Source organism: Camelimonas sp. ID_303_24, assembly GCF_053543495.1.
Window position 1 is genome coordinate 1 of sequence record NZ_JBLLJM010000022.1, and the last position, 17,294, is coordinate 17,294.

General features: G+C 65.5%; 17 protein-coding genes. 5 read left to right on the forward strand and 12 right to left on the reverse strand.

The window, feature by feature from the left end; translation table 11 throughout:
* The first annotated feature begins 88 nt into the window (after positions 1 to 88).
* Together ACERNI_RS15575 and ACERNI_RS15580 are read left to right on the forward strand one after the other, a co-directional pair.
* The gene (locus ACERNI_RS15575; protein ID WP_448834172.1) at positions 89 to 904 is read left to right on the forward strand and encodes an outer membrane protein; all 816 of its coding nucleotides are present in this window, start codon (positions 89 to 91) and stop codon (positions 902 to 904) included.
* Positions 905 to 1,242: 338 nt separating this feature from the next.
* The gene (locus ACERNI_RS15580; RefSeq protein ID WP_448834173.1) at positions 1,243 to 2,061 is read left to right on the forward strand and encodes an outer membrane protein; all 819 of its coding nucleotides are present in this window, start codon (positions 1,243 to 1,245) and stop codon (positions 2,059 to 2,061) included.
* 75 nt (positions 2,062 to 2,136) lie between these two features.
* On the opposite strand, the gene uvrB is transcribed toward ACERNI_RS15580, so the two are convergent.
* Positions 2,137 to 4,959, reverse strand: a complete 2,823-nt coding sequence (gene uvrB, locus ACERNI_RS15585; RefSeq protein ID WP_448834174.1) for an excinuclease ABC subunit UvrB — start codon at positions 4,957 to 4,959, stop codon at positions 2,137 to 2,139.
* A 200-nt stretch (positions 4,960 to 5,159) separates the two neighbouring features.
* Positions 5,160 to 5,777, reverse strand: coding sequence for a hypothetical protein (locus ACERNI_RS15590; RefSeq protein WP_448834175.1), 618 nt, complete (start codon positions 5,775 to 5,777; stop codon positions 5,160 to 5,162).
* A 245-nt stretch (positions 5,778 to 6,022) separates the two neighbouring features.
* Between ACERNI_RS15590 and ACERNI_RS15595 the strand changes: the two genes are divergently transcribed.
* The gene (locus tag ACERNI_RS15595; RefSeq protein WP_448834176.1) at positions 6,023 to 6,736 is read left to right on the forward strand and encodes a class I SAM-dependent methyltransferase; all 714 of its coding nucleotides are present in this window, start codon (positions 6,023 to 6,025) and stop codon (positions 6,734 to 6,736) included.
* A gap of 135 nt (positions 6,737 to 6,871) precedes the next feature.
* On the opposite strand, the gene ACERNI_RS15600 is transcribed toward ACERNI_RS15595, so the two are convergent.
* Together ACERNI_RS15600 and ACERNI_RS15605 are read right to left on the reverse strand one after the other, a co-directional pair.
* On the reverse strand, positions 6,872 to 7,123 hold the full coding sequence (locus ACERNI_RS15600) for a hypothetical protein (protein WP_448834177.1): 252 nt from the start codon (positions 7,121 to 7,123) through the stop codon (positions 6,872 to 6,874).
* A 202-nt stretch (positions 7,124 to 7,325) separates the two neighbouring features.
* The gene (locus tag ACERNI_RS15605) at positions 7,326 to 7,538 is read right to left on the reverse strand and encodes a hypothetical protein (protein WP_448834178.1); all 213 of its coding nucleotides are present in this window, start codon (positions 7,536 to 7,538) and stop codon (positions 7,326 to 7,328) included.
* A gap of 105 nt (positions 7,539 to 7,643) precedes the next feature.
* Here ACERNI_RS15605 and ACERNI_RS15610 point away from each other — a divergent pair, with 105 nt between their 5' ends.
* Complete coding sequence (locus tag ACERNI_RS15610; RefSeq protein ID WP_448834179.1) at positions 7,644 to 8,846, forward strand: pyridoxal phosphate-dependent aminotransferase; 1,203 nt, start codon at positions 7,644 to 7,646, stop codon at positions 8,844 to 8,846.
* Between the two features lie 221 nt (positions 8,847 to 9,067).
* Positions 9,068 to 10,762, forward strand: coding sequence for an AMP-binding protein (locus tag ACERNI_RS15615; protein ID WP_448834180.1), 1,695 nt, complete (start codon positions 9,068 to 9,070; stop codon positions 10,760 to 10,762).
* Between the two features lie 243 nt (positions 10,763 to 11,005).
* Here ACERNI_RS15615 and ACERNI_RS15620 read toward each other — a convergent pair whose 3' ends face one another.
* The 8 genes from ACERNI_RS15620 to greA all read right to left on the reverse strand — a co-directional run bounded on the left by ACERNI_RS15620 (position 11,006) and on the right by greA (position 17,008).
* Positions 11,006 to 11,374, reverse strand: coding sequence for a hypothetical protein (locus tag ACERNI_RS15620; protein ID WP_448834181.1), 369 nt, complete (start codon positions 11,372 to 11,374; stop codon positions 11,006 to 11,008).
* Positions 11,375 to 11,542: 168 nt separating this feature from the next.
* The gene (locus ACERNI_RS15625; RefSeq protein ID WP_448834182.1) at positions 11,543 to 11,776 is read right to left on the reverse strand and encodes a hypothetical protein; all 234 of its coding nucleotides are present in this window, start codon (positions 11,774 to 11,776) and stop codon (positions 11,543 to 11,545) included.
* Positions 11,777 to 11,986: 210 nt separating this feature from the next.
* Complete coding sequence (locus ACERNI_RS15630) at positions 11,987 to 12,271, reverse strand: hypothetical protein (protein WP_448834183.1); 285 nt, start codon at positions 12,269 to 12,271, stop codon at positions 11,987 to 11,989.
* A gap of 236 nt (positions 12,272 to 12,507) precedes the next feature.
* Complete coding sequence (locus ACERNI_RS15635) at positions 12,508 to 13,398, reverse strand: LysR family transcriptional regulator (protein ID WP_448834184.1); 891 nt, start codon at positions 13,396 to 13,398, stop codon at positions 12,508 to 12,510.
* A 139-nt stretch (positions 13,399 to 13,537) separates the two neighbouring features.
* The gene (trxB, locus tag ACERNI_RS15640) at positions 13,538 to 14,503 is read right to left on the reverse strand and encodes a thioredoxin-disulfide reductase (RefSeq protein ID WP_448834185.1); all 966 of its coding nucleotides are present in this window, start codon (positions 14,501 to 14,503) and stop codon (positions 13,538 to 13,540) included.
* Between the two features lie 23 nt (positions 14,504 to 14,526).
* Positions 14,527 to 15,597: a mitochondrial fission ELM1 family protein gene (locus ACERNI_RS15645; RefSeq protein WP_448834186.1), complete on the reverse strand. Its 1,071-nt coding sequence runs from the start codon at positions 15,595 to 15,597 to the stop codon at positions 14,527 to 14,529.
* A 179-nt stretch (positions 15,598 to 15,776) separates the two neighbouring features.
* The gene (locus ACERNI_RS15650; protein WP_448834187.1) at positions 15,777 to 16,319 is read right to left on the reverse strand and encodes a hypothetical protein; all 543 of its coding nucleotides are present in this window, start codon (positions 16,317 to 16,319) and stop codon (positions 15,777 to 15,779) included.
* A gap of 215 nt (positions 16,320 to 16,534) precedes the next feature.
* Positions 16,535 to 17,008, reverse strand: a complete 474-nt coding sequence (gene greA / locus ACERNI_RS15655) for a transcription elongation factor GreA (RefSeq protein WP_448834188.1) — start codon at positions 17,006 to 17,008, stop codon at positions 16,535 to 16,537.
* Between the last annotated feature and the right edge of the window lie 286 nt (positions 17,009 to 17,294).

A 17,294-nucleotide genomic window follows, 5' to 3' on the forward strand; every position in this document is an offset into this window, starting at 1 on the left:
TTATATAGTCCCAAAATGGCATTATCCTGAGACGATGCGTTTTTCTATCCAGCGCTCCCGCACATGACGTGCACATGGAGTTCTGGTTATGAAGTTGTTTCTGGCGTCCGTCGCCGCTGCTACGCTTGCCGTGTCGTCGGCCGTCGCCGCCGATCTGCCCACCCGCAAGGTTGCGCCGGTCGCCCCGATGATCGCTCCCGTGTTCACCTGGACGGGTTTCTATGCCGGCGTGAACGGCGGCTACGGCTTCGGCGCATCGAAGCTGAAGAACGTGACCGTTTCGCGCGACGCCTACAACGGTCTTCCTGCCTGGTCGACCAAGGAAGATTCGTTCGCCAAATGGACCGACAAGCGTTCGGATTCCTTCGTCGGCGGCGCCCAGATTGGCTACAATTACCAGATGGGCTCGGTGGTTCTGGGCATCGAAGCTGACATCAACTACGCGAACCTGGCCGCGAAGCGCTCGGGCGTGAACGCCGAGCGGGAGTTCCTGCCGGGCTGGCGTTCGGGCAACTCCCTCATGGCCAAAAGCACGCTGAACTGGTTCGGCACGGTGCGCCCGCGCATCGGCTTCGTGGCGACCGAACGCATGATGGTGTTCGCCACCGCCGGTCTGGCCTATGGCAATGTGCGGAGCGCCGCGCAGTACGCCGACACCCTGAACGGCGCGGTCGACGACAACTGGGTCGGCAAGCCGAACAAGATCCGCGCTGGCTGGACCGTCGGCGCTGGCGCTGAATACGCCCTGACTGACAACGTCGTCCTGAAGGGCGAGTACAGCTACATCGATCTCGGTTCCTCCACGATCAAGACCTACGTGGGCGACAAGAAGGTCCTGTACGTCACGGGCAAGGACGACCTGGGCTTCCATGTTGTTCGCGCCGGTCTGAACTACAAGTTCTGATCAGCTTCTGACGATTTTCACTCCGTTTTTGACTTTAGCCCGGCTTCGGCCGGGCTTTTTTTATCCAGCATGCGGAGGGATTAAGAATTCAGGCGGTGGACAGATGGTAAAATGAGGCGTTGTATGGTTGCAACATTATATGTCTGAATATTGATTTAAGAAATGCTGCCATTTACTTCGGGGGCGGTTAGTGGGAATGTCCGTCATCGGATCGGGTGGCGGCGCGTTTTGGTGATATTATCTCACGAATAACGCTTCGTTTCTTCAAGTAGACGCATTTTCTTTAAGGAAAGTGGCGTTCATCTTTCCGGAAAATGCTCCAGCCAATGGGGACATTAATGTACAGGTCGCTCGGCCTTGCCATCGCAATCGTATCATCCATGGCCGCCGGGGCCGTTGCGGCGGATCTTCCATCGCGGAAGTATGCGCCTGTCGCGCCCATCATTGTGGCTCCAGCTTTTACATGGACCGGGTTTTATGTCGGCCTGAATGCCGGTTACGGTTTCAGCGATTCACAGGTCGGGAGGGTTGCGCTGCGTAACGACGCGGGCCCGGGCTACGCCGCCTGGGCAACCGACGATCGTTCGTTTTCGCAGTGGAGCAACAAACGCAACGGCTCATTCGTAGGTGGGGGGCAGATCGGTTATAACTACCAGTTCGACGCCATGGTGATCGGCCTGGAGGCCGACATCAACTATGCGGACATTTCTTCGGAGCGCTCCGGCTTCAATCATGGGCGGGGCAATTACGACAGTGAAAGCATTGTGGCGAAGAGTTCCGTCAACTGGTTCGGCACGGTGAGGCCTCGCATTGGCGCGCTGGTCAGCGATCGTCTGCTGATTTTTGCCACCGGTGGTCTGGCGTTCGGCGGCGTGGAGGCCTCTGGCCGTTATATTTACGGGAATGGCTGGGCCGATCGCGGGATTGGCGGCAAGCGCTCGTCAACCCGTACGGGATGGACCCTTGGGGCTGGTCTGGAGTACGCGATTACCGACAACCTGACGCTGAAGGGTGAATACGCTTACGTTGACCTCGGCTCAAAAACATACCGTTTCTCGGAAAACTATCAGAACCGCACCAATGTTTACTACACGAGCGCGCGCGATGAAGCGCACTTCCATGTCATTCGCGCCGGGTTGAATTACCGCTTCTGGTAACTTCCGGTTGCACGCCTCCTCACTCTGTCAACTTGACGCCCGGCTTTTGCCGGGCGTTCCTTTTTGGCGCGCCATTCATGACCGGCGCTTGCGGCCGCGGGGGCTTTTTTGCCGTGCGGCGGGGTCTGGCCGCTGCGGCGCCACATAGTCGTCAGCTCCCAGGGGCAACTCGCGGTTGTGGGGCCCCATCTCGTCCAGGGTCGGTTTGCGCGCCCGTGACTTCGGCGGCTCATTGGCCGCCCTGCCGTAACGTCGTTCGCCGGCATAGCCGCCGGCTTTCTCCTCCACGGCCGCCTGCCGCGCCAGCGGGTCATCGGCAATGGCGAGCTCGGTCGCCTGCAGCCGTTTGACCTCGTCGCGCAGGCGCGCGGCGGTTTCGAAGTCCAGGTCTGCGGCGGCGGCGCGCATGCGCTTTTCGAGGTCGGAAATCACCGCCTGCATGTTGTGGCCAACCGGGGCGGCCTCAGCGGAGAGGCCGGCGTCGACGGTGACGCGATCCCGTTCGTAAACGCTGTCAAGAATATCCGCGATGTTCTTGCGCACGCTTTGCGGGGTGATGCCGTTGGCTTCGTTCCAGGCGACCTGCTTGTCGCGGCGCCGCCGCGTCTCGTCCAGCGCCCGCTCCATCGATCCGGTGACCTGGTCGGCGTAAAGGATCACCCGCCCGTCGACGTTACGGGCGGCGCGGCCGATGGTCTGGATCAGCGAGGTCTCCGAGCGCAGGAAGCCCTCCTTGTCGGCATCGAGAATCGCCACCAGGCCGCATTCGGGAATGTCGAGGCCTTCACGCAGCAGGTTGATGCCCACCAGCACGTCGAAGGCGCCGAGGCGCAGGTCGCGAATGATCTCGATGCGCTCCAGCGTGTCGATGTCCGAATGCATGTAACGCACCCGCACGCCGTTCTCGTGCAGATATTCGGTCAGGTCCTCGGCCATGCGCTTGGTCAGCACCGTCAGCAGCGAGCGATAGCCCTGGGCCGCCGTGGCGCGGATTTCGCCGAGCACGTCGTCAACCTGGGCGCGCGCCGGGCGCACCTCCACCGGCGGGTCAACCAGGCCGGTGGGGCGGATGACCTGCTCAACGAACACGCCGCCGGTCTGCTCCATTTCCCACGCGCCAGGCGTTGCCGAGACATGCACGGTCTGCGGCCGCATCGCCTCCCATTCCTCGAAGCGCAGCGGCCGGTTATCGAGGCAGGACGGCAGGCGGAAGCCGTACTCGGCCAGCGTCGCCTTGCGACGGAAGTCGCCGCGATACATGGCGCCGATCTGCGGCACGGTGACATGGCTCTCGTCGACGAACACCAGGGCGTCGTCGGGCAGATATTCAAACAGCGTCGGCGGCGGTTCGCCGGGACGGCGGCCGGTGAGATAGCGCGAATAGTTCTCGATGCCGGCGCAGGCGCCAGTCGCCTCCATCATCTCCATGTCAAATGTGGTGCGCTGCTCCAGCCGTTGCGCCTCCAGATAGCGGCCGGCGCGGTTGAGCTGGTCGAGCCGCTGCTTCATCTCTTCCTTGATGCTCTTGACCGCCTGTCCCAGCGTTGGTTTGGGCGTGACATAGTGCGAATTGGCGTAAACCTTGACGAAGGACAGATCCGCTGTCTTGTGGCCGGTGAGGGGATCGAACTCGGCGATGCTGTCGATTTCGTCGCCAAACAGGCTGATGCGCCAGGCGCGGTCTTCCATGTGGGCCGGAAACAGCTCCACCACGTCGCCGCGCACCCGGAATGTGCCGCGGGCAAAATCGGCCTGGATGCGTTTGTATTGCAGGGCCACCAGATCAGCCAGCAACTGCCGCTGCTCGATGCGCTCGCCCACCTTCAGCGAGAAGGTCATGGCGGTGTAGGTTTCGACCGAGCCGATACCGTAGATGCAGGACACCGAGGCGACGATGATGACGTCGTCGCGCTCCAGCAGGGCGCGGGTGGCCGAGTGGCGCATCCGGTCGATCTGTTCGTTGACCGAGCTTTCCTTCTCGATATAGGTGTCCGAGCGCGGCACATAGGCTTCGGGCTGATAATAATCGTAGTACGATACGAAGTATTCGACCGCGTTATCCGGGAAAAATGATCGGAACTCGCCGTAAAGCTGCGCCGCCAGCGTCTTGTTGTGCGCCAGGATCAGCGCCGGGCGCTGGGTCTGCTGGATCACCTGCGCCATGGTGAAGGTTTTGCCGGAGCCGGTGACGCCAAGCAGCACCTGGTCGCGCTCCCGGGCGTCGACGCCGGCGGTGAGGGCGGCGATGGCCTGGGGCTGGTCGCCGGCCGGCGCGAAGTCGGAGGCCAGCCGGAACGGGACGCCGCCTTCGGACTTCTCCGGCCGCGGCGGGCGGTGCGGCGTCCACGGCTTGGCGTCGAGGCGAGGATCGCCGCTCGCCAGCAATTGCTCCAGAGCGGTGCGGGTTGCCTCGGCGCCGGGCGTCGCGGCGGGGTCATCGTCGTCCGGCATGGCGGCGACATTGCCTTCGCGCACGCGCCTGGGCGCGGCCTTCAGCAGGTCGTCGCGGGTGAGCGCGCCGTCAGCCTCACCCCATTTGCGGGCGCGCTTGCCAGTCGCGTCCGGGGCGACGGCCTCATCCGGCGGCGGGTTGGCGCCGGATCTGGCGTCATAGCCGGCCTGTGGGGCCTCTTCGAATCCATCGGGGACGCGCGGCGTCGTTCTGGCGCGGTTTTTCGCCCGCAGGTCGGCGTGGTCGCTGGCGGCGCTTCCCGGTCCGGCGCGGCCCTTGTTCAACGCCGGATTGAGCAGTTCAGCCAGATGGACGTCGAGCGGAACCAGCTCGGGGCGGGTGGCGCGCGATCGCGGCGTCGCAACCTTCGCGGCGCGCTTGCGCGGCGCGGCGGCGGAATCAGCCGTGGCGTCGGCGGCGTCCGGATTTTGGGGCTTCTTCGGCATGGCCTCCAATATGGGGGCAACCGCCGCCAGCGCCAATCGTCGTCACAACATTTTCGCCAGGCGCGCACCGGCTTCCGTAAAGAAAAGGCGCCGCTCCGCATGCCTCGCGCCGACCCCACGCGCGCCGCGGTCCTGCGCCCCCCGGTCATGCTTCCGGGAGGTGATGCGGTGCGGGGCCATCCGGGTGGGCTAACGCAAGGTCAAGTCCCGAGCAGCCGCACGGTTTCCAGGCTGACGCGGCACAGCCAGGCGATGCGCCGGGTCAACGCGTCCTTGTCGATGGCCGCATCCTGGCCGCCCGCCGTCGCTTTGGCGCGCCAGGCGGCGAATTCCAGCTCCATCACCGCATCCTCGCCCACCGCGTGCTCCCAGATTGCCGGCGGCACGTTGCACAAGGTGGTGAGGGCGTCGACGCGGATGGTCCCGAACGCCTTCTGCGGCCGCAACAACAGACGCGGCGCGCCACGCATGCCGGCGCCGGCGGCGTCCATATCGACGCGCAGCACCGGCCAGGGGGGCATGGCGCCGCCGTGCAGCTCCAGCAGCCGCGCCCCGGTTTCCCGCGCGCCATCGGCCCGATGGACGATGGCCGCGTGCAAGTCGGCGGCGGAGCCGAGGCCGTCGAGCACGGCTGCCAGGCGATGCAGCGCCCCGTAGGCGGCGGCCAGATCGACCTGATCGCCAGCGGCGGCGCGCACGGCGCGTGCGATGGCGGCTGGCCGCTCTTCCGGTTGCAGGCCGGCGCCGGCGAATGCGGTCAGGGCTTCGCGCGCCAGCCGGGCCGGCGCGATTCCGGCGGAGGTCGCCAGCGTCGTCATGATGCGGCGCCCGGTTGCCGGTCGAGGGCATACGTTGTGGACCTGTGCTTCAGGGGGCTGCGCGTCATGGACCTGTTTTCTCCCGTCTGGCCGGCCGCGCTTGCCAGACGCCGCCGCTCTCCTTTACCTGCACACCATGATTATCCGCCCAGGCCGGCGCCCGCCAGCCTGGCGGGCCGGCGCCGCCCCGGAGCGCGGACATGCAGGGCGCGAAAATACAGGGCGCGGAAATACGGAGCGCGGACATGATGACGGACACAACCCGGCTGCGCTGCAATATCTGCGGCGGCGAAAATTTCGTGGACATGCCGGAGCGCCCCAAAGTGCGCTGCGCCAGTTGCGGCTCGCTGGAGCGCACGCGCGTCTGCGCCCTGCGCCTGCAGGGCGATCTGGCGCCGCGGCCCGGCGCCAATGTGCTGCACTTCGCGCCGGAGCGCGGGCTGTCGCAATTCTTGAGGACCCTGTCGCAGGGCAATTATCGCGCCGTGGATATCGCGCCGGAGAACTATCCTGGGCTTGGCGCGGAGCGCTTCGACCTGTGCCGCGATGTCTTTTCCTTGCCGGAATCGACATACGACATCATCGTCATGAACCATGTGCTGGAGCACATTGAGTGCAATTATTCGGCGGTGTTGCTGCGCCTCGCCCGGGCGCTCACCGACGACGGCGTGCTGATGTTCTCCGTTCCCGTGGACGGGGAGGAGTTCCGCGACAACATCGCGCTGGGAACCGACGCGGAGAAAGCCGCGCGCTTTGGCGCCTTCCGGCATTACCGCAATTTCGGCCGGGCATCCATTGGCCAGACACTCGGCATGCTGTTCGACATGCCGTCAGACTATGATCTGACCCGCCATGTCACCGAGGCGCAGTTGCGGGAGGCGGCTATCCGGCCGCACCACTGGCGCAAGGTCACTGGCGCCAGTGTTTTCGTCGTCCGGCGCCGTGACGTAAGGGTGTGAGCGCATCCCCAAGGTTCTGCGCGCCCAAGGTTATGCGCGGGGACCCTGTCCATGGCGGCGGAGCGGCCTGGCGCGGCTGTGCCTGATGCGACCTCCGCCGCGTTGCCACAGTGGACAGGACCCAGAAGCGCCATCTCAGCGCACCACCGTGTAGCTCAGGTCGCCGGCGTCATCATTGTGGGCGATCTGCGGTCCGTCCGTCCGGGCGGAGCCCAGCGGCAGGGTGGCCGCCGCCGCGATGGTGCCCACCACCAGCGTCAGCACCAGCGCCAGTGAAAAGCGGAACTGGCGACCGGCTTCGGCGCGGCTGACGCCGCCCACGCTGAATGCGCTGCGGGCAGCGTTGCGGGTGAACTCTTCAATGCGAATCGGGTCATTGGCTTGCATGTCGCTGACTCCGTCAATCCCGGCCATTGCCCGGCAGGCCGTTCCGCCGTCGTCCTTCTGGCGATGACAATGCGTCAGGTCGTCCAGGGCGGCGGTGGGCCGGCGCACGGCGCACAATGGCGCGAATTACCCATACGCTCCCATCCGGGACGATCCCCGTCCCGCTTTGGCAGCATGCGTTAAAATCAAGGATGAAGCGCGTTCACGGTTTCATGTGGCGCGCATTCACTTCAGGTGCGTTACCTTGCGCCGCAAGGTGGCCAAGATCCGGGCATTCACGACGCGGCGTTCGTAAACCTTGATGAAACATGAACGTCTGACGCGATGTCAGGTTCCCGTTTTTTCGCGCTTGCTGGCAATAAATGTCGCAGGCGGCCGATTTTTGCGCAGGATCGATGAAATTCGCCACTTGCATGGCGCATCTTCGTATCCGGCGCTTGCGCGCGCCAGCCGGCGGGCTTACATCAACCCGCCCCCGCAGGAGGGGGACAATTCACCTGACTGTTTAAGGAGATCAGTCGTGGCTTTCCTTTCCGACGCTCTCGGCCGCATGAAGCCTTCCGCCACGATCGTGGTGACGCAAAAAGCGCGCGACCTGAAAGCGCAGGGTCGCGATGTGATCTCGCTCTCGGTTGGCGAGCCGGATTTCGATACGCCGGAGAACATCAAGCGCGCCGGCATTGCCGCCATCGAACGTGGCGAAACCCGCTATCCGCCCGTGTCCGGCATCCAGCCGCTGCGCGAGGCGATCGCCCGCAAGTTCAAGCGCGAGAACGGTCTGGACTACAAGCCGTCGCAGACCATCGTCGGCACCGGCGGCAAGCAGATCCTGTTCAACGCCCTGATGGCCACCATCAACACGGGCGATGAGGTGGTGATTCCGGCCCCGTACTGGGTCAGCTACCCGGAGATGGTTGCCCTGTGCGGCGGTACGCCGGTGTTCGCCGAAACCCGCATCGAGGACAATTTCAAGCTCCAGGCGGCCGAACTTGACCGGGTCATCACCCCGAAGACCAAATGGGTGATCCTCAACTCGCCGTCGAACCCGTCGGGCGCGGCCTACAGCCACGACGAGATGAAGGCGCTCACCGACGTTCTGCTGCGTCATCCGCACGTCTGGGTGCTGACCGACGACATGTATGAGCATCTGGTCTATGGCGATTTCAAATTCGTCACCCCGGCCCAGGTCGAGCCGAAGCTGTATGACCGCACGCTGACCATGAATGGCGTCTCCAAGTCCTACGCCATGACTGGCTGGCGCATTGGCTATGCGGCGGGTCCGGAGCAGCTGATCAAGGCCATGGACACCCTCCAGGGCCAGCAGACCTCCGGCGCCTGCACCATTGCCCAGTGGGCCTCCGTGGAGGCGCTTGACGGCCCGCAGGATCACCTGAATGTGTTCCGCAAGGCCTTTGAGGAGCGCCGCGATCTGGTGGTGTCGATGCTCAACCAGGCCCAGCACCTGAAATGCCCGACGCCGGAAGGCGCGTTCTACGTCTATCCGTCTTGCGCCGGCGCCATTGGCCTGAAGACCCCCGAGGGCAAGGTCATCGGCAATGACGAGGATTTCGTCACGGCCCTGCTGGAGTCGGAGGGCGTTGCCGTGGTGCACGGCTCGGCGTTCGGTCTCGGCCCGAATTTCCGCGTGTCTTACGCTACGTCGACCGCGGTTCTTGAGGACGCCTGCACCCGCATCCAGCGCTTCTGCGCGTCGCTGCGCTGAGGCGTTTCCGGAGGCGTCTGCGGAAACTTCCGGGAGCCGCTTCCGGTCATCTGTCAGAAGGCCGCCCTCAGGGCGGCCTTTTTCTTTGGGCAGCCCGCGCGCTTGTCCTTTCGTCGTGTCGACCGCGGGGCCAGCAACAGCTAGTCTATGCAGATACTTACGCTCCGGCGCGAAAAGACGCCGGTTCACGCCGCGCGCATGCGCGACTTGCGGAGGGCAGGATGAACGAGGTTTCGGCAACGGTTGCGGCTGGGCAGGACCGGCCCTGGTTGCAGCATTACCCGCCGGGCGTTCCGGCGGATATCGATCCGGCGCGGGTGGGCACGCTTGTTGACCTGTTTCGCAACAGCGTCGCCGCTTACGCCGGCCGCCCCGCCTACGAAAGCTTCGGCGCCCGCCTGACCTTCGCCGACCTGAAGCGGGAGGCGGAGGCGTTCGCCTGCTGGCTGCAGGCCTCCGGCGTGAAAAAGGGTGACCGCGTCGCCATCATGATGCCCAACGTGCTGGCGTTTCCGGTCGCCATGTTCGGCGCGCTGATCGCTGGCTGCACCGTGGTCAACGTCAACCCGCTGTACACGCCGCGAGAGCTGGAGCACCAGCTCAACGATTCCGGCGCAAGGGTGATGGTGGTGCTGGAGAATTTCGCCGTCACCGTGCAGCACGCCCTGCCGCGTCTCAGCCTGGACCGGGTGCTGGTGGCGGCCCCTGGCGACCTGATGGGCCTGAAGGGCTTCATCGTCACGGCCGTCTCCCGCTACGTCAAAAAGGCGGTTCCGGCCTGGGACATTCCTGGCGCCATCCGCTTCACCGAGGCGCTGTCGCAGGGCCGGGGCAAATCCCTGGCGCCCGTGGCGGTGACCGGCGACGATCTTGCTTTCCTGCAATATACCGGCGGCACCACGGGCGTTTCCAAGGGCGCCATGCTGACCCACGCCAATGTCGCCAGCAATGTGTTGCAGGCCGATCTGTGGTTCAACGCTGGCGGCTCAGGCGAAGCGGACCCGGTGATGGTGACGGCGCTGCCGCTGTATCACATCTTCGCCCTGACGGCCTGCTGCCTGTTCATGCTGAAATCCGGCGGCTGCTCGCTGCTGATCGCCAACCCGCGCGACATCGATGGCTTCATCAAGATACTGAAGGGCGCGCGCTTCACCCGCATGTCAGGCGTCAACACCCTATACAACGCCCTGGGGCATCACCCGGAAATACGCAACGTCGACTTCTCGCACCTGGCCTTCTCCGTCGCCGGGGGCATGGCGACCCAGGCGCCCGTGGCGAAGCTGTGGAAGCAGATCACCGGCAAGCCGATCCTGGAGGGCTACGGCCTGTCCGAAACCTCGCCGGTGGTGACCACCAATCCGCCAACCCTGGAGGAGTTTTCGGGCACCATCGGCTATCCGATGCCATCAACCTTGGTGGTGATCCGCGATGAGTCCAATAACGATCTGCCCCCTGGCGAGCCGGGCGAACTGTGTGTGAAGGGCCCGCAGGTGATGCCAGGCTACTGGAACCGCCCGGATGAAACGGCGAAGGTGATGACGCCGGATGGCTATTTCCGCACCGGCGACGTGGCCGTGATGCAGCCGGACGGACAGTTCCGCATTGTCGACCGGGCCAAGGACATGATTCTGGTCTCGGGCTTCAATGTGTATCCCAATGAGGTCGAGGAGGTGCTGGCCAGCCATCCCGGCGTGCTGGAGGCCGCCGTGGTTGGCGCGCCGGACGACAGCAGCGGTGAGCGCGTCGTCGCCTATGTGGTGAAGCAGGATGAAAACCTGACCGAGGACATGGTGCGCGCCTTCGCCAAGGAGCATCTTGCAGCCTACAAGGCGCCGAAGCAGGTGATCTTCCGGACGGAACTGCCCAAGACCAATGTGGGCAAGGTCTTGCGGCGCGCCTTGCGCGATGGCGGCTGAGCCGATGCGGGCCAGCGGGGCGGGGCGGTAGTCCCGCGCAATACCGCCCTGTTGCGCCAGACCGCAGCTTGACTGTTGCGATCACGCGGTAGTGATATGCATTTCAGACAGAAAAAAAGGTCGGGTTCCACCAAGGGACCCGACCTGAGTTGTTCCGTGAACAACGGAACACTTCCAGAGGGGAACGGTGAAAACTGGACTCAACGCCGGGAGGCGGTGCGGAGAACTGTTTTCAACCGTGTGTCATTTTGCCGGCGGTGCGGGAATTGGCAAGTTGCGGGGCGTCATGACTGCCATGCGCGCCAGGCATGTAGTCACAGAGTTGCGAGGCTGGCCGCCGCCGGGGGGCTGCGCCTGAAGCAGGCATGCTGCTGTCGGGGCCCGAACAGCGGCTTTCGGCCGAAAGCTCTCCATGCAGGCGTCGAAATCAGGGTCGTAGCATTTCCAGAATTGACGGGTCAGGTCCGAAAAACGCCCGCACTTCCTGCTCGCCTGGGCGTCGCATATGTCAAATGGCGCTGAACTGATCGCGTTGCCGGCGGCGGCGTGCGCCGTGATGAGGGCCGTCAGCGTTGCGGCCGTCGCGGCAAATATCCATTTCATGTCTGTCATGGCTCTCCGACGCCTCATTGCGGCCCGGCCGGATGTGTCAGGGCGAGGGCCGACAGGATTGCACGCTGGCATGCAACCCGTTGACGATGAGCCGGAACTTGTCCGTTCAGGCGCGCCGCGCGCGCCCGGCGCCATGCCAGCTCCGGTGAGCCTGGCGCATGAAAGCTGTCAGTTGCCTGGCTTGTCGCGTCGCGCCATGCACGAGTCAACGACGAGCTGATGGCAGTTGCTGAAATTGATGGGGTTCACAAAGCGCTTGCAGTTGCTGGTCGCGGCGGCGTTGCACGAGACCAACTCGCCGTATCGGGGCGCCGTTTGACCAGCCTGGGCTGACGTGATGGCGGCGCCCGCCGCCAGCGCAACGATCAACGGAATGCGGGCAAGCAAACGTACATGCGTCATGTAAGCTGTCCTCTCGTGTGAGTTGGCGTCATATGCTGGCCAAGTGGGCAGGCGGCGTGGAGCTCCAAAGGCATGCGCGTGGAGGCCCCGTGGGCCCGTCGACGACGACCTGTGTGTGCGCCCACGTGGGCGCGCTGCTGGATGGCTCCTCTGGACAGCTCCCTTTGACGTGTCCCCTGGCGCGCCCTCTCGGGATGCGCTGCCTGGGGGTCAGGGACGCTGCGCGGCGTCGCTGGCGGCGCACGCCTGGAGCACCCGGGCGAAGCAGCGTTCGTAGGAGTTGAGGGCGTTGGCCTGGGGGAACTGGAAAGCCGAGCCGACCACGCACTGGTTTTCCACGGCGGCGGCGGCGCAGTTCTGGGGCGTCTGCAACCCGGCGGCCTGCGCGGCGTCCAGCATCTGGACGATGCCGGCCCCCCCGGCAGCGCCGGTGAAGATCACCACGACCAGGGGGGTAATGGCGTACTGGCGGCAGAAGGACAGTATGGATGTCATCGCGATGGCCCGGATCGACAGGAGGGCTTTGCTTATCGCCGTTCCTGGGCGTCCGGGGCATTCCCATTTGGGGAGGGGCGCAAATGGGGAGCGCCGGCCGGTGGCGCGTGCGGCGTCGCCGTCGGGGCGATGCCTGCTTTACGCCAAAAGCCAACGTCCGGCGCGGGCGCGCCGGACGTCTCTTCTGCAGGAGATGGAAGGGCAGGAGATGGCGGGTTCTCCGGCTGGCCTGGGCGTCAGTGGGACCAGCGCTGCGCCTTGCTGATGAGGAAGTCGCGGAACACCTGTACGCGGGCGACGGCCTTCATCTCTTCCGGATAGACCAGATAGGAATCGAGCGCTGGCAATTCATTGGCCGGCAGCACCTGAACAAGGCCGGAAGTCGGCTCGACCAGGTAGTCCGGCAGGACGGCGATGCCGATACCCACGTCGACGGCGCGCTTTAGCGCCGAGATGTTGTTGACGATCATCTGGTAGGCGCGTGGGTCCTTGGGATCGCGGCCGGCGGTCGCCAGCCACTGCGCCGTGGCCAGGAAGGGCGGCACGGTGCCGCCGTAGCTCATGATGCGGTGCCGGTCGATTTCCTCCAGGGTTTCCGGAAGCCCGTGCCGCTTGGCGTAGTCCTGCGAGGCGTAGACGTGGAAATGCACCGCGAACAGCCGGCGCTGGATCAGGTCGCCCTGCACCGGCTGGCGCAGCCGCAGGGCGATGTCCGCCTCGCGCATCGACAGGTCCAGCTCCTCGTCGGTGAGGATCAGGTCGATTTTCACGTCCGGGTACAGATCGAGAAATTCGCCGAGGCGCGGCGTCAGCCAGGCGGCGCCCAGCCCCAGGGTGGTGGTGACGCGCAACTCGCCGGAGGGCCGCTCGCGTGAATCCGTCAGGCGGGCCCGGGTGGCGTCCAGCCGCATGGTCATTTCACGCGCGGTGCGGAACAGCAGTTCGCCCTGCTCGGTCAGGATCAGGCCACGGGCGTGGCGGTGAAACAGGGGCGCCTTCAGCTCCCGCTCCAGGGCGCTGACCTGGCGGCTCACCGCCGACTGGCTAAGACCCAGGTCATCGCCCGCGCGCGTGAAGCTCCCGGCTTCGGCGACCGTATAAAATATCCTGATCTTGTCCCAATCCATGACATCCCGTTCCCTCTGTCCGCCGGCGCGCTCTGGTTGATTCCGCCTTGCTGGCTGCGCGTTCCGGTTTCAATCAATGCTGACGCGCCGCGGCCGGAGCCTCCCTCCGGTGGTCGCGACGCATCCGTGCAAAAGCGGCCTATTCAGCCGCCTTCGCGGTTTCCGTTTCATTGGCGGCCAGCCAGCGTTCAGCTTCCAGCGCCGCCATGCAACCCATGCCGGCCGCGGTCACCGCCTGACGGAAAACGTCGTCGGTGACGTCGCCGGCGGCGAACACGCCCGGAACGCTGGTCGCGGTCGAGTCGCCCGCCGTCCAGATATAGCCGCCGGCCTTCATCTTCAGGCTGTCAGCGAACAGTTCGCTGGACGGCTTGTGACCAATGGCGACAAACACGCCGTCCGTCTCCACGGTCCGGGTATCCTGGGTGCGCACATTGCGCAGGTTGACGTGCGTGACGCCGGGCGGGTTCTGGCCGCCGCAAATTTCTTCCACCACGCTGTCCCACACCACCTCGACCTTCGGGTGACGGAACAGGCGATCCTGCAGGATGCGCTCGGCGCGCAGGCTGTCGCGCCGGTGCACCAGGGTCACCTTCGCCGCGAGGCCGGCGAGATACAGCGCTTCCTCGACCGCGGTGTTGCCGCCGCCGACCACCACCACATTCCTGTTGCGGAAGAAGAAGCCGTCGCAGGTGGCGCAGGCCGAGACGCCAAAGCCCTGGAACGCCTGCTCGGAGGGCAGGCCCAGCCATTGCGCCTGGGCGCCGGTGGCGATCACCAGGGCGTCGCAAGTGTAAACATCGCCGCTGTCGCAGGTCACGGTAAATGGGCGGGCGCTGATATCGACGGCGGTGACGTAGTCGGAAACGAGTCGGGCGCCAACATGCTCCGCCTGGGCGCGCATCTGCTCCATCAGCCATGGCCCCTGGATCGCCTCGGCGAAACCCGGGTAGTTTTCCACATCGGTGGTGATGGTGAGCTGCCCGCCAGCCTGGTAGCCGGAAATCAGCACCGGCTCCATCATTGCGCGGGCTGCGTAGATTGCCGCGGTGTAGCCCGCCGGGCCGGAGCCGATAATCAGGAGTTTGGTGTGCTTGCTGGCCATTGTGTCGCCTGAAATGCTCTTGGTCAGTTGTGGGGCGACGCCAAAGTCGCGCAGGGCGTGTGCGCCTGCGCGTACGCCCTCATGATTGCATCAGCGATGATTGGCGTCGAGTTTATGGGGGGGTATGCGTCTCCTGCAAGCGTTCCTGTGAATTCGTGCACAACTGCGCGCGCTTTCAGGCCGTCCAGCAGGAAGCGGGTTTTGCGGTCGTCGGGGCCGGGCGAGAAGGTCAGCACCGGCCGCCCGGTGGCGGCGGCCTCGCCAATCATGTTGGTGGAGTCGGTGGTCACGACAACCGCGTCCGCCAGCGCCATCATGGCGGGGTAGGGATTTTCGCCGGCGCCGTCCCAGAAATAGCCGCCGCGGCTGGCGACGAGGTCGCGCACCGCCGCCGCCAGCGCCGGCGGCGTCCGTCGCGAGGTGGTGACCATCAGGAATGCGCCGCTGGCGACCAGGCCGGCGAGCCGGGCGCAGAAATCGGCAATGCTGGCGGCGGTGAAGCGGTGACGGCGGCTGTCGCCGCCCACCAGCACGGCGACGCGCGGGCGGCCGTCATCAGGCAGGGCTTCCGCCAGCGCCGGCGGCGGCGCGGCCCGGGCTGCTGCGAGGCGTTCTGGCGACAGCCGGTGTGGGCTGGTGAGGGTGGCCAGCACATTGGGGCCGCGCAACGAATCATGCTCCGGAACCCAGATGAAGTCGGCGACGCCGGGGGCGAGGCGCGGGTCCTTCAGGATGACCGTGAACGTGCGCCCGCCGGAGAGCCGGCGCACGGCCCGCGCATAGGGAATGGCGCGGCGGCCGGAGGCGACCAGCAGATCAGGAAACGCGCCGCCAATCGGGCTGCCTGGCCGTTCCCGCGCCCCGGCGGGATCGACGGGGCCGCGCGGCGCCAGCCAGGCCCAGGGGCGGCGGGGGGCGACCCTGCGGATATCCGGCGTCAGGCCCAGCGCTTCAATCACCGCGGCGCATTGCAATTCGTCGCCCGCCTTGCCGTCGCTCAACGCCCAGGCCGTCGCCGGAACGCCAGCCCCAGCCGGCCCGGGCCGGGCCGCCCCGTCGTTCCGGCTCCCCTGAGGCTCCGCGTCCCTGGTCATGCTGCCCTCCGCCTTCCAGTGGCTGCGCCCTGTATAGGACGCTTCCTGGCGCCAGGAATACCGCCGGATACCGCAATACCGCTGACGCCAGCAATTTCGCCGGTCCAGGGCGCTGGTCCAGGGCTCCCGGCCGGCAGGGCGGACGGCGACGCGGGTGTGGGAAGCGTCGCGGGCAACTGTCACGGGTTGCCTGCGTAACGCGCGCTCCAGCTTGCGAATGATTTCACCAGGTCGCGAAGTCGGCGGAAGTCGGCCTCAACGCCATTCTCACCCTGCGCCGTTGATGACGGCGCGGAGACCGTCACCGGATAGCGGTGGAGGACCTTGCCATCCGGGGCCAGCACCAGGGTTTCGCCATCCATGCGATCGGTGGTCTGCAGGCTGGCGCCGCCGGACTGGTTGTCGAGGCCAAAATTGGCCGGAATGACGATTTCCGTGACGCGGACCACCAGACGCGGCTTTGTGGCGTCGCCGGTAATTTTGAATCGACGTTTCATTTCCGTCTGCATCATGGCGCGCAGGCGCTCGCCCGTCGGGCCATAGAGTGAGGCCCCGAGCGGCGCGGTGTCGACGGTGACGGAGGCATATTCAGTCGCAGCGCGGGCCGCCGCGCGGTCCGCGCCGCTCAGGGCCGGGGCAAGGACGAAGCCACCAGCGACGGTGAGGCCAAGCGCCAGGGCCAACAACAGGCGGCGTGCGAGAGTGGAAACAGAAGAGGGCATGGGACAGGCATCGCAGTGTTGCGTCCGCGGCGACAGGGCCGGCTGCGCGGATCAGGTCAATGCCGAGATAAGAAGTCGGGAGCAATGGCCATGTGCGACAGCGCACATGTCGTCGACCAGCATCCGGAAATGCGGGTGTCCGCGCGTAATCGTGAATGTCGCGGCCCGCCAGATGCTGGCGCTGGCGGGCCATTTGCCTGTTTCAGGCCGTCAGGTCACCGGAAGGCGATATTGACGATTTCGTATGATTTGCCGCCGCCGGGGGCATTCACTTCGACGGAGTCGCCGACACTCTTGCCAATCATGGCGCGGGCGATTGGAGACTTGATCGATACCTTGCCCTGGCTGACGTCGGCCTCGGGTTCGCCGACGAACTGGTAGATCTTCTCTTCCTCGGTGTCCTCGTCGACGAGGGTGACCGTGGCGCCGAATTTCACCGTGGTTCCGCTCATGCGCGAGGTGTCGAACACCTCGGCGCGCGAGATCAGGCCTTCCAGCTCAAGGATGCGGCCTTCGTTCAGGCTCTGGGCTTCCTTGGCGGCGTGATACTCCGCGTTCTCCGACAGGTCGCCCAGCGCGCGCGCCTCGGCGATCGCCGTGATGATCCGCGGACGCTCAACCTGCTGGCGGCGCTTCAGCTCTGCTTCCAGCGCGGCGTAGCCAGAGGTCGTGATCGGAACTTTTTCCATACATACACCCGTATCTGTATATCGGACCCGCTCCAGGGCTGGTTCCAATGAACGCAACATGCCCTGGCGGGTCCGGACGGAGCATTTTCAGGCAAAACGGACATCGCGTCGCCCGCGGGCAAACGCGTGAACCGCGTACGAAGGCCGGTGCGCGGGCAAAGCCTGACGCACCTGGCCATGAAGAAGTCCGGGCCAGACAATATGCAAACGCCCCGCCCGTCGCCGGTCGGGAGCGCACCATGATTCCCGGACTGTATTTCTGCGCACAGCTTGCCCCGGACTGGCG

Excerpts from the sequence above, each read along its gene's own strand:
- ACERNI_RS15590 (WP_448834175.1), bottom strand. The coding sequence starts at position 5,777 with ATGACGACGCTGGCGACCTCCGCCGGAATCGCGCCGGCCCGGCTGGCG.
- ACERNI_RS15595 (WP_448834176.1), top strand. The coding sequence starts at position 6,023 with ATGATGACGGACACAACCCGGCTGCGCTGCAATATCTGCGGCGGCGAA.
- ACERNI_RS15645 (WP_448834186.1), bottom strand. The coding sequence starts at position 15,597 with ATGACCAGGGACGCGGAGCCTCAGGGGAGCCGGAACGACGGGGCGGCC.
- greA (WP_448834188.1), bottom strand. The coding sequence starts at position 17,008 with ATGGAAAAAGTTCCGATCACGACCTCTGGCTACGCCGCGCTGGAAGCA.
- ACERNI_RS15650 (WP_448834187.1), bottom strand. The coding sequence starts at position 16,319 with ATGCCCTCTTCTGTTTCCACTCTCGCACGCCGCCTGTTGTTGGCCCTG.
- ACERNI_RS15620 (WP_448834181.1), bottom strand. The coding sequence starts at position 11,374 with ATGACAGACATGAAATGGATATTTGCCGCGACGGCCGCAACGCTGACG.
- uvrB (WP_448834174.1), bottom strand. The coding sequence starts at position 4,959 with ATGCCGAAGAAGCCCCAAAATCCGGACGCCGCCGACGCCACGGCTGAT.
- ACERNI_RS15600 (WP_448834177.1), bottom strand. The coding sequence starts at position 7,123 with ATGCAAGCCAATGACCCGATTCGCATTGAAGAGTTCACCCGCAACGCT.
- ACERNI_RS15630 (WP_448834183.1), bottom strand. The coding sequence starts at position 12,271 with ATGACATCCATACTGTCCTTCTGCCGCCAGTACGCCATTACCCCCCTG.
- trxB (WP_448834185.1), bottom strand. The coding sequence starts at position 14,503 with ATGGCCAGCAAGCACACCAAACTCCTGATTATCGGCTCCGGCCCGGCG.
- ACERNI_RS15625 (WP_448834182.1), bottom strand. The coding sequence starts at position 11,776 with ATGACGCATGTACGTTTGCTTGCCCGCATTCCGTTGATCGTTGCGCTG.
- ACERNI_RS15605 (WP_448834178.1), bottom strand. The coding sequence starts at position 7,538 with ATGCAAGTGGCGAATTTCATCGATCCTGCGCAAAAATCGGCCGCCTGC.
- ACERNI_RS15615 (WP_448834180.1), top strand. The coding sequence starts at position 9,068 with ATGAACGAGGTTTCGGCAACGGTTGCGGCTGGGCAGGACCGGCCCTGG.
- ACERNI_RS15575 (WP_448834172.1), top strand. The coding sequence starts at position 89 with ATGAAGTTGTTTCTGGCGTCCGTCGCCGCTGCTACGCTTGCCGTGTCG.
- ACERNI_RS15635 (WP_448834184.1), bottom strand. The coding sequence starts at position 13,398 with ATGGATTGGGACAAGATCAGGATATTTTATACGGTCGCCGAAGCCGGG.
- ACERNI_RS15580 (WP_448834173.1), top strand. The coding sequence starts at position 1,243 with ATGTACAGGTCGCTCGGCCTTGCCATCGCAATCGTATCATCCATGGCC.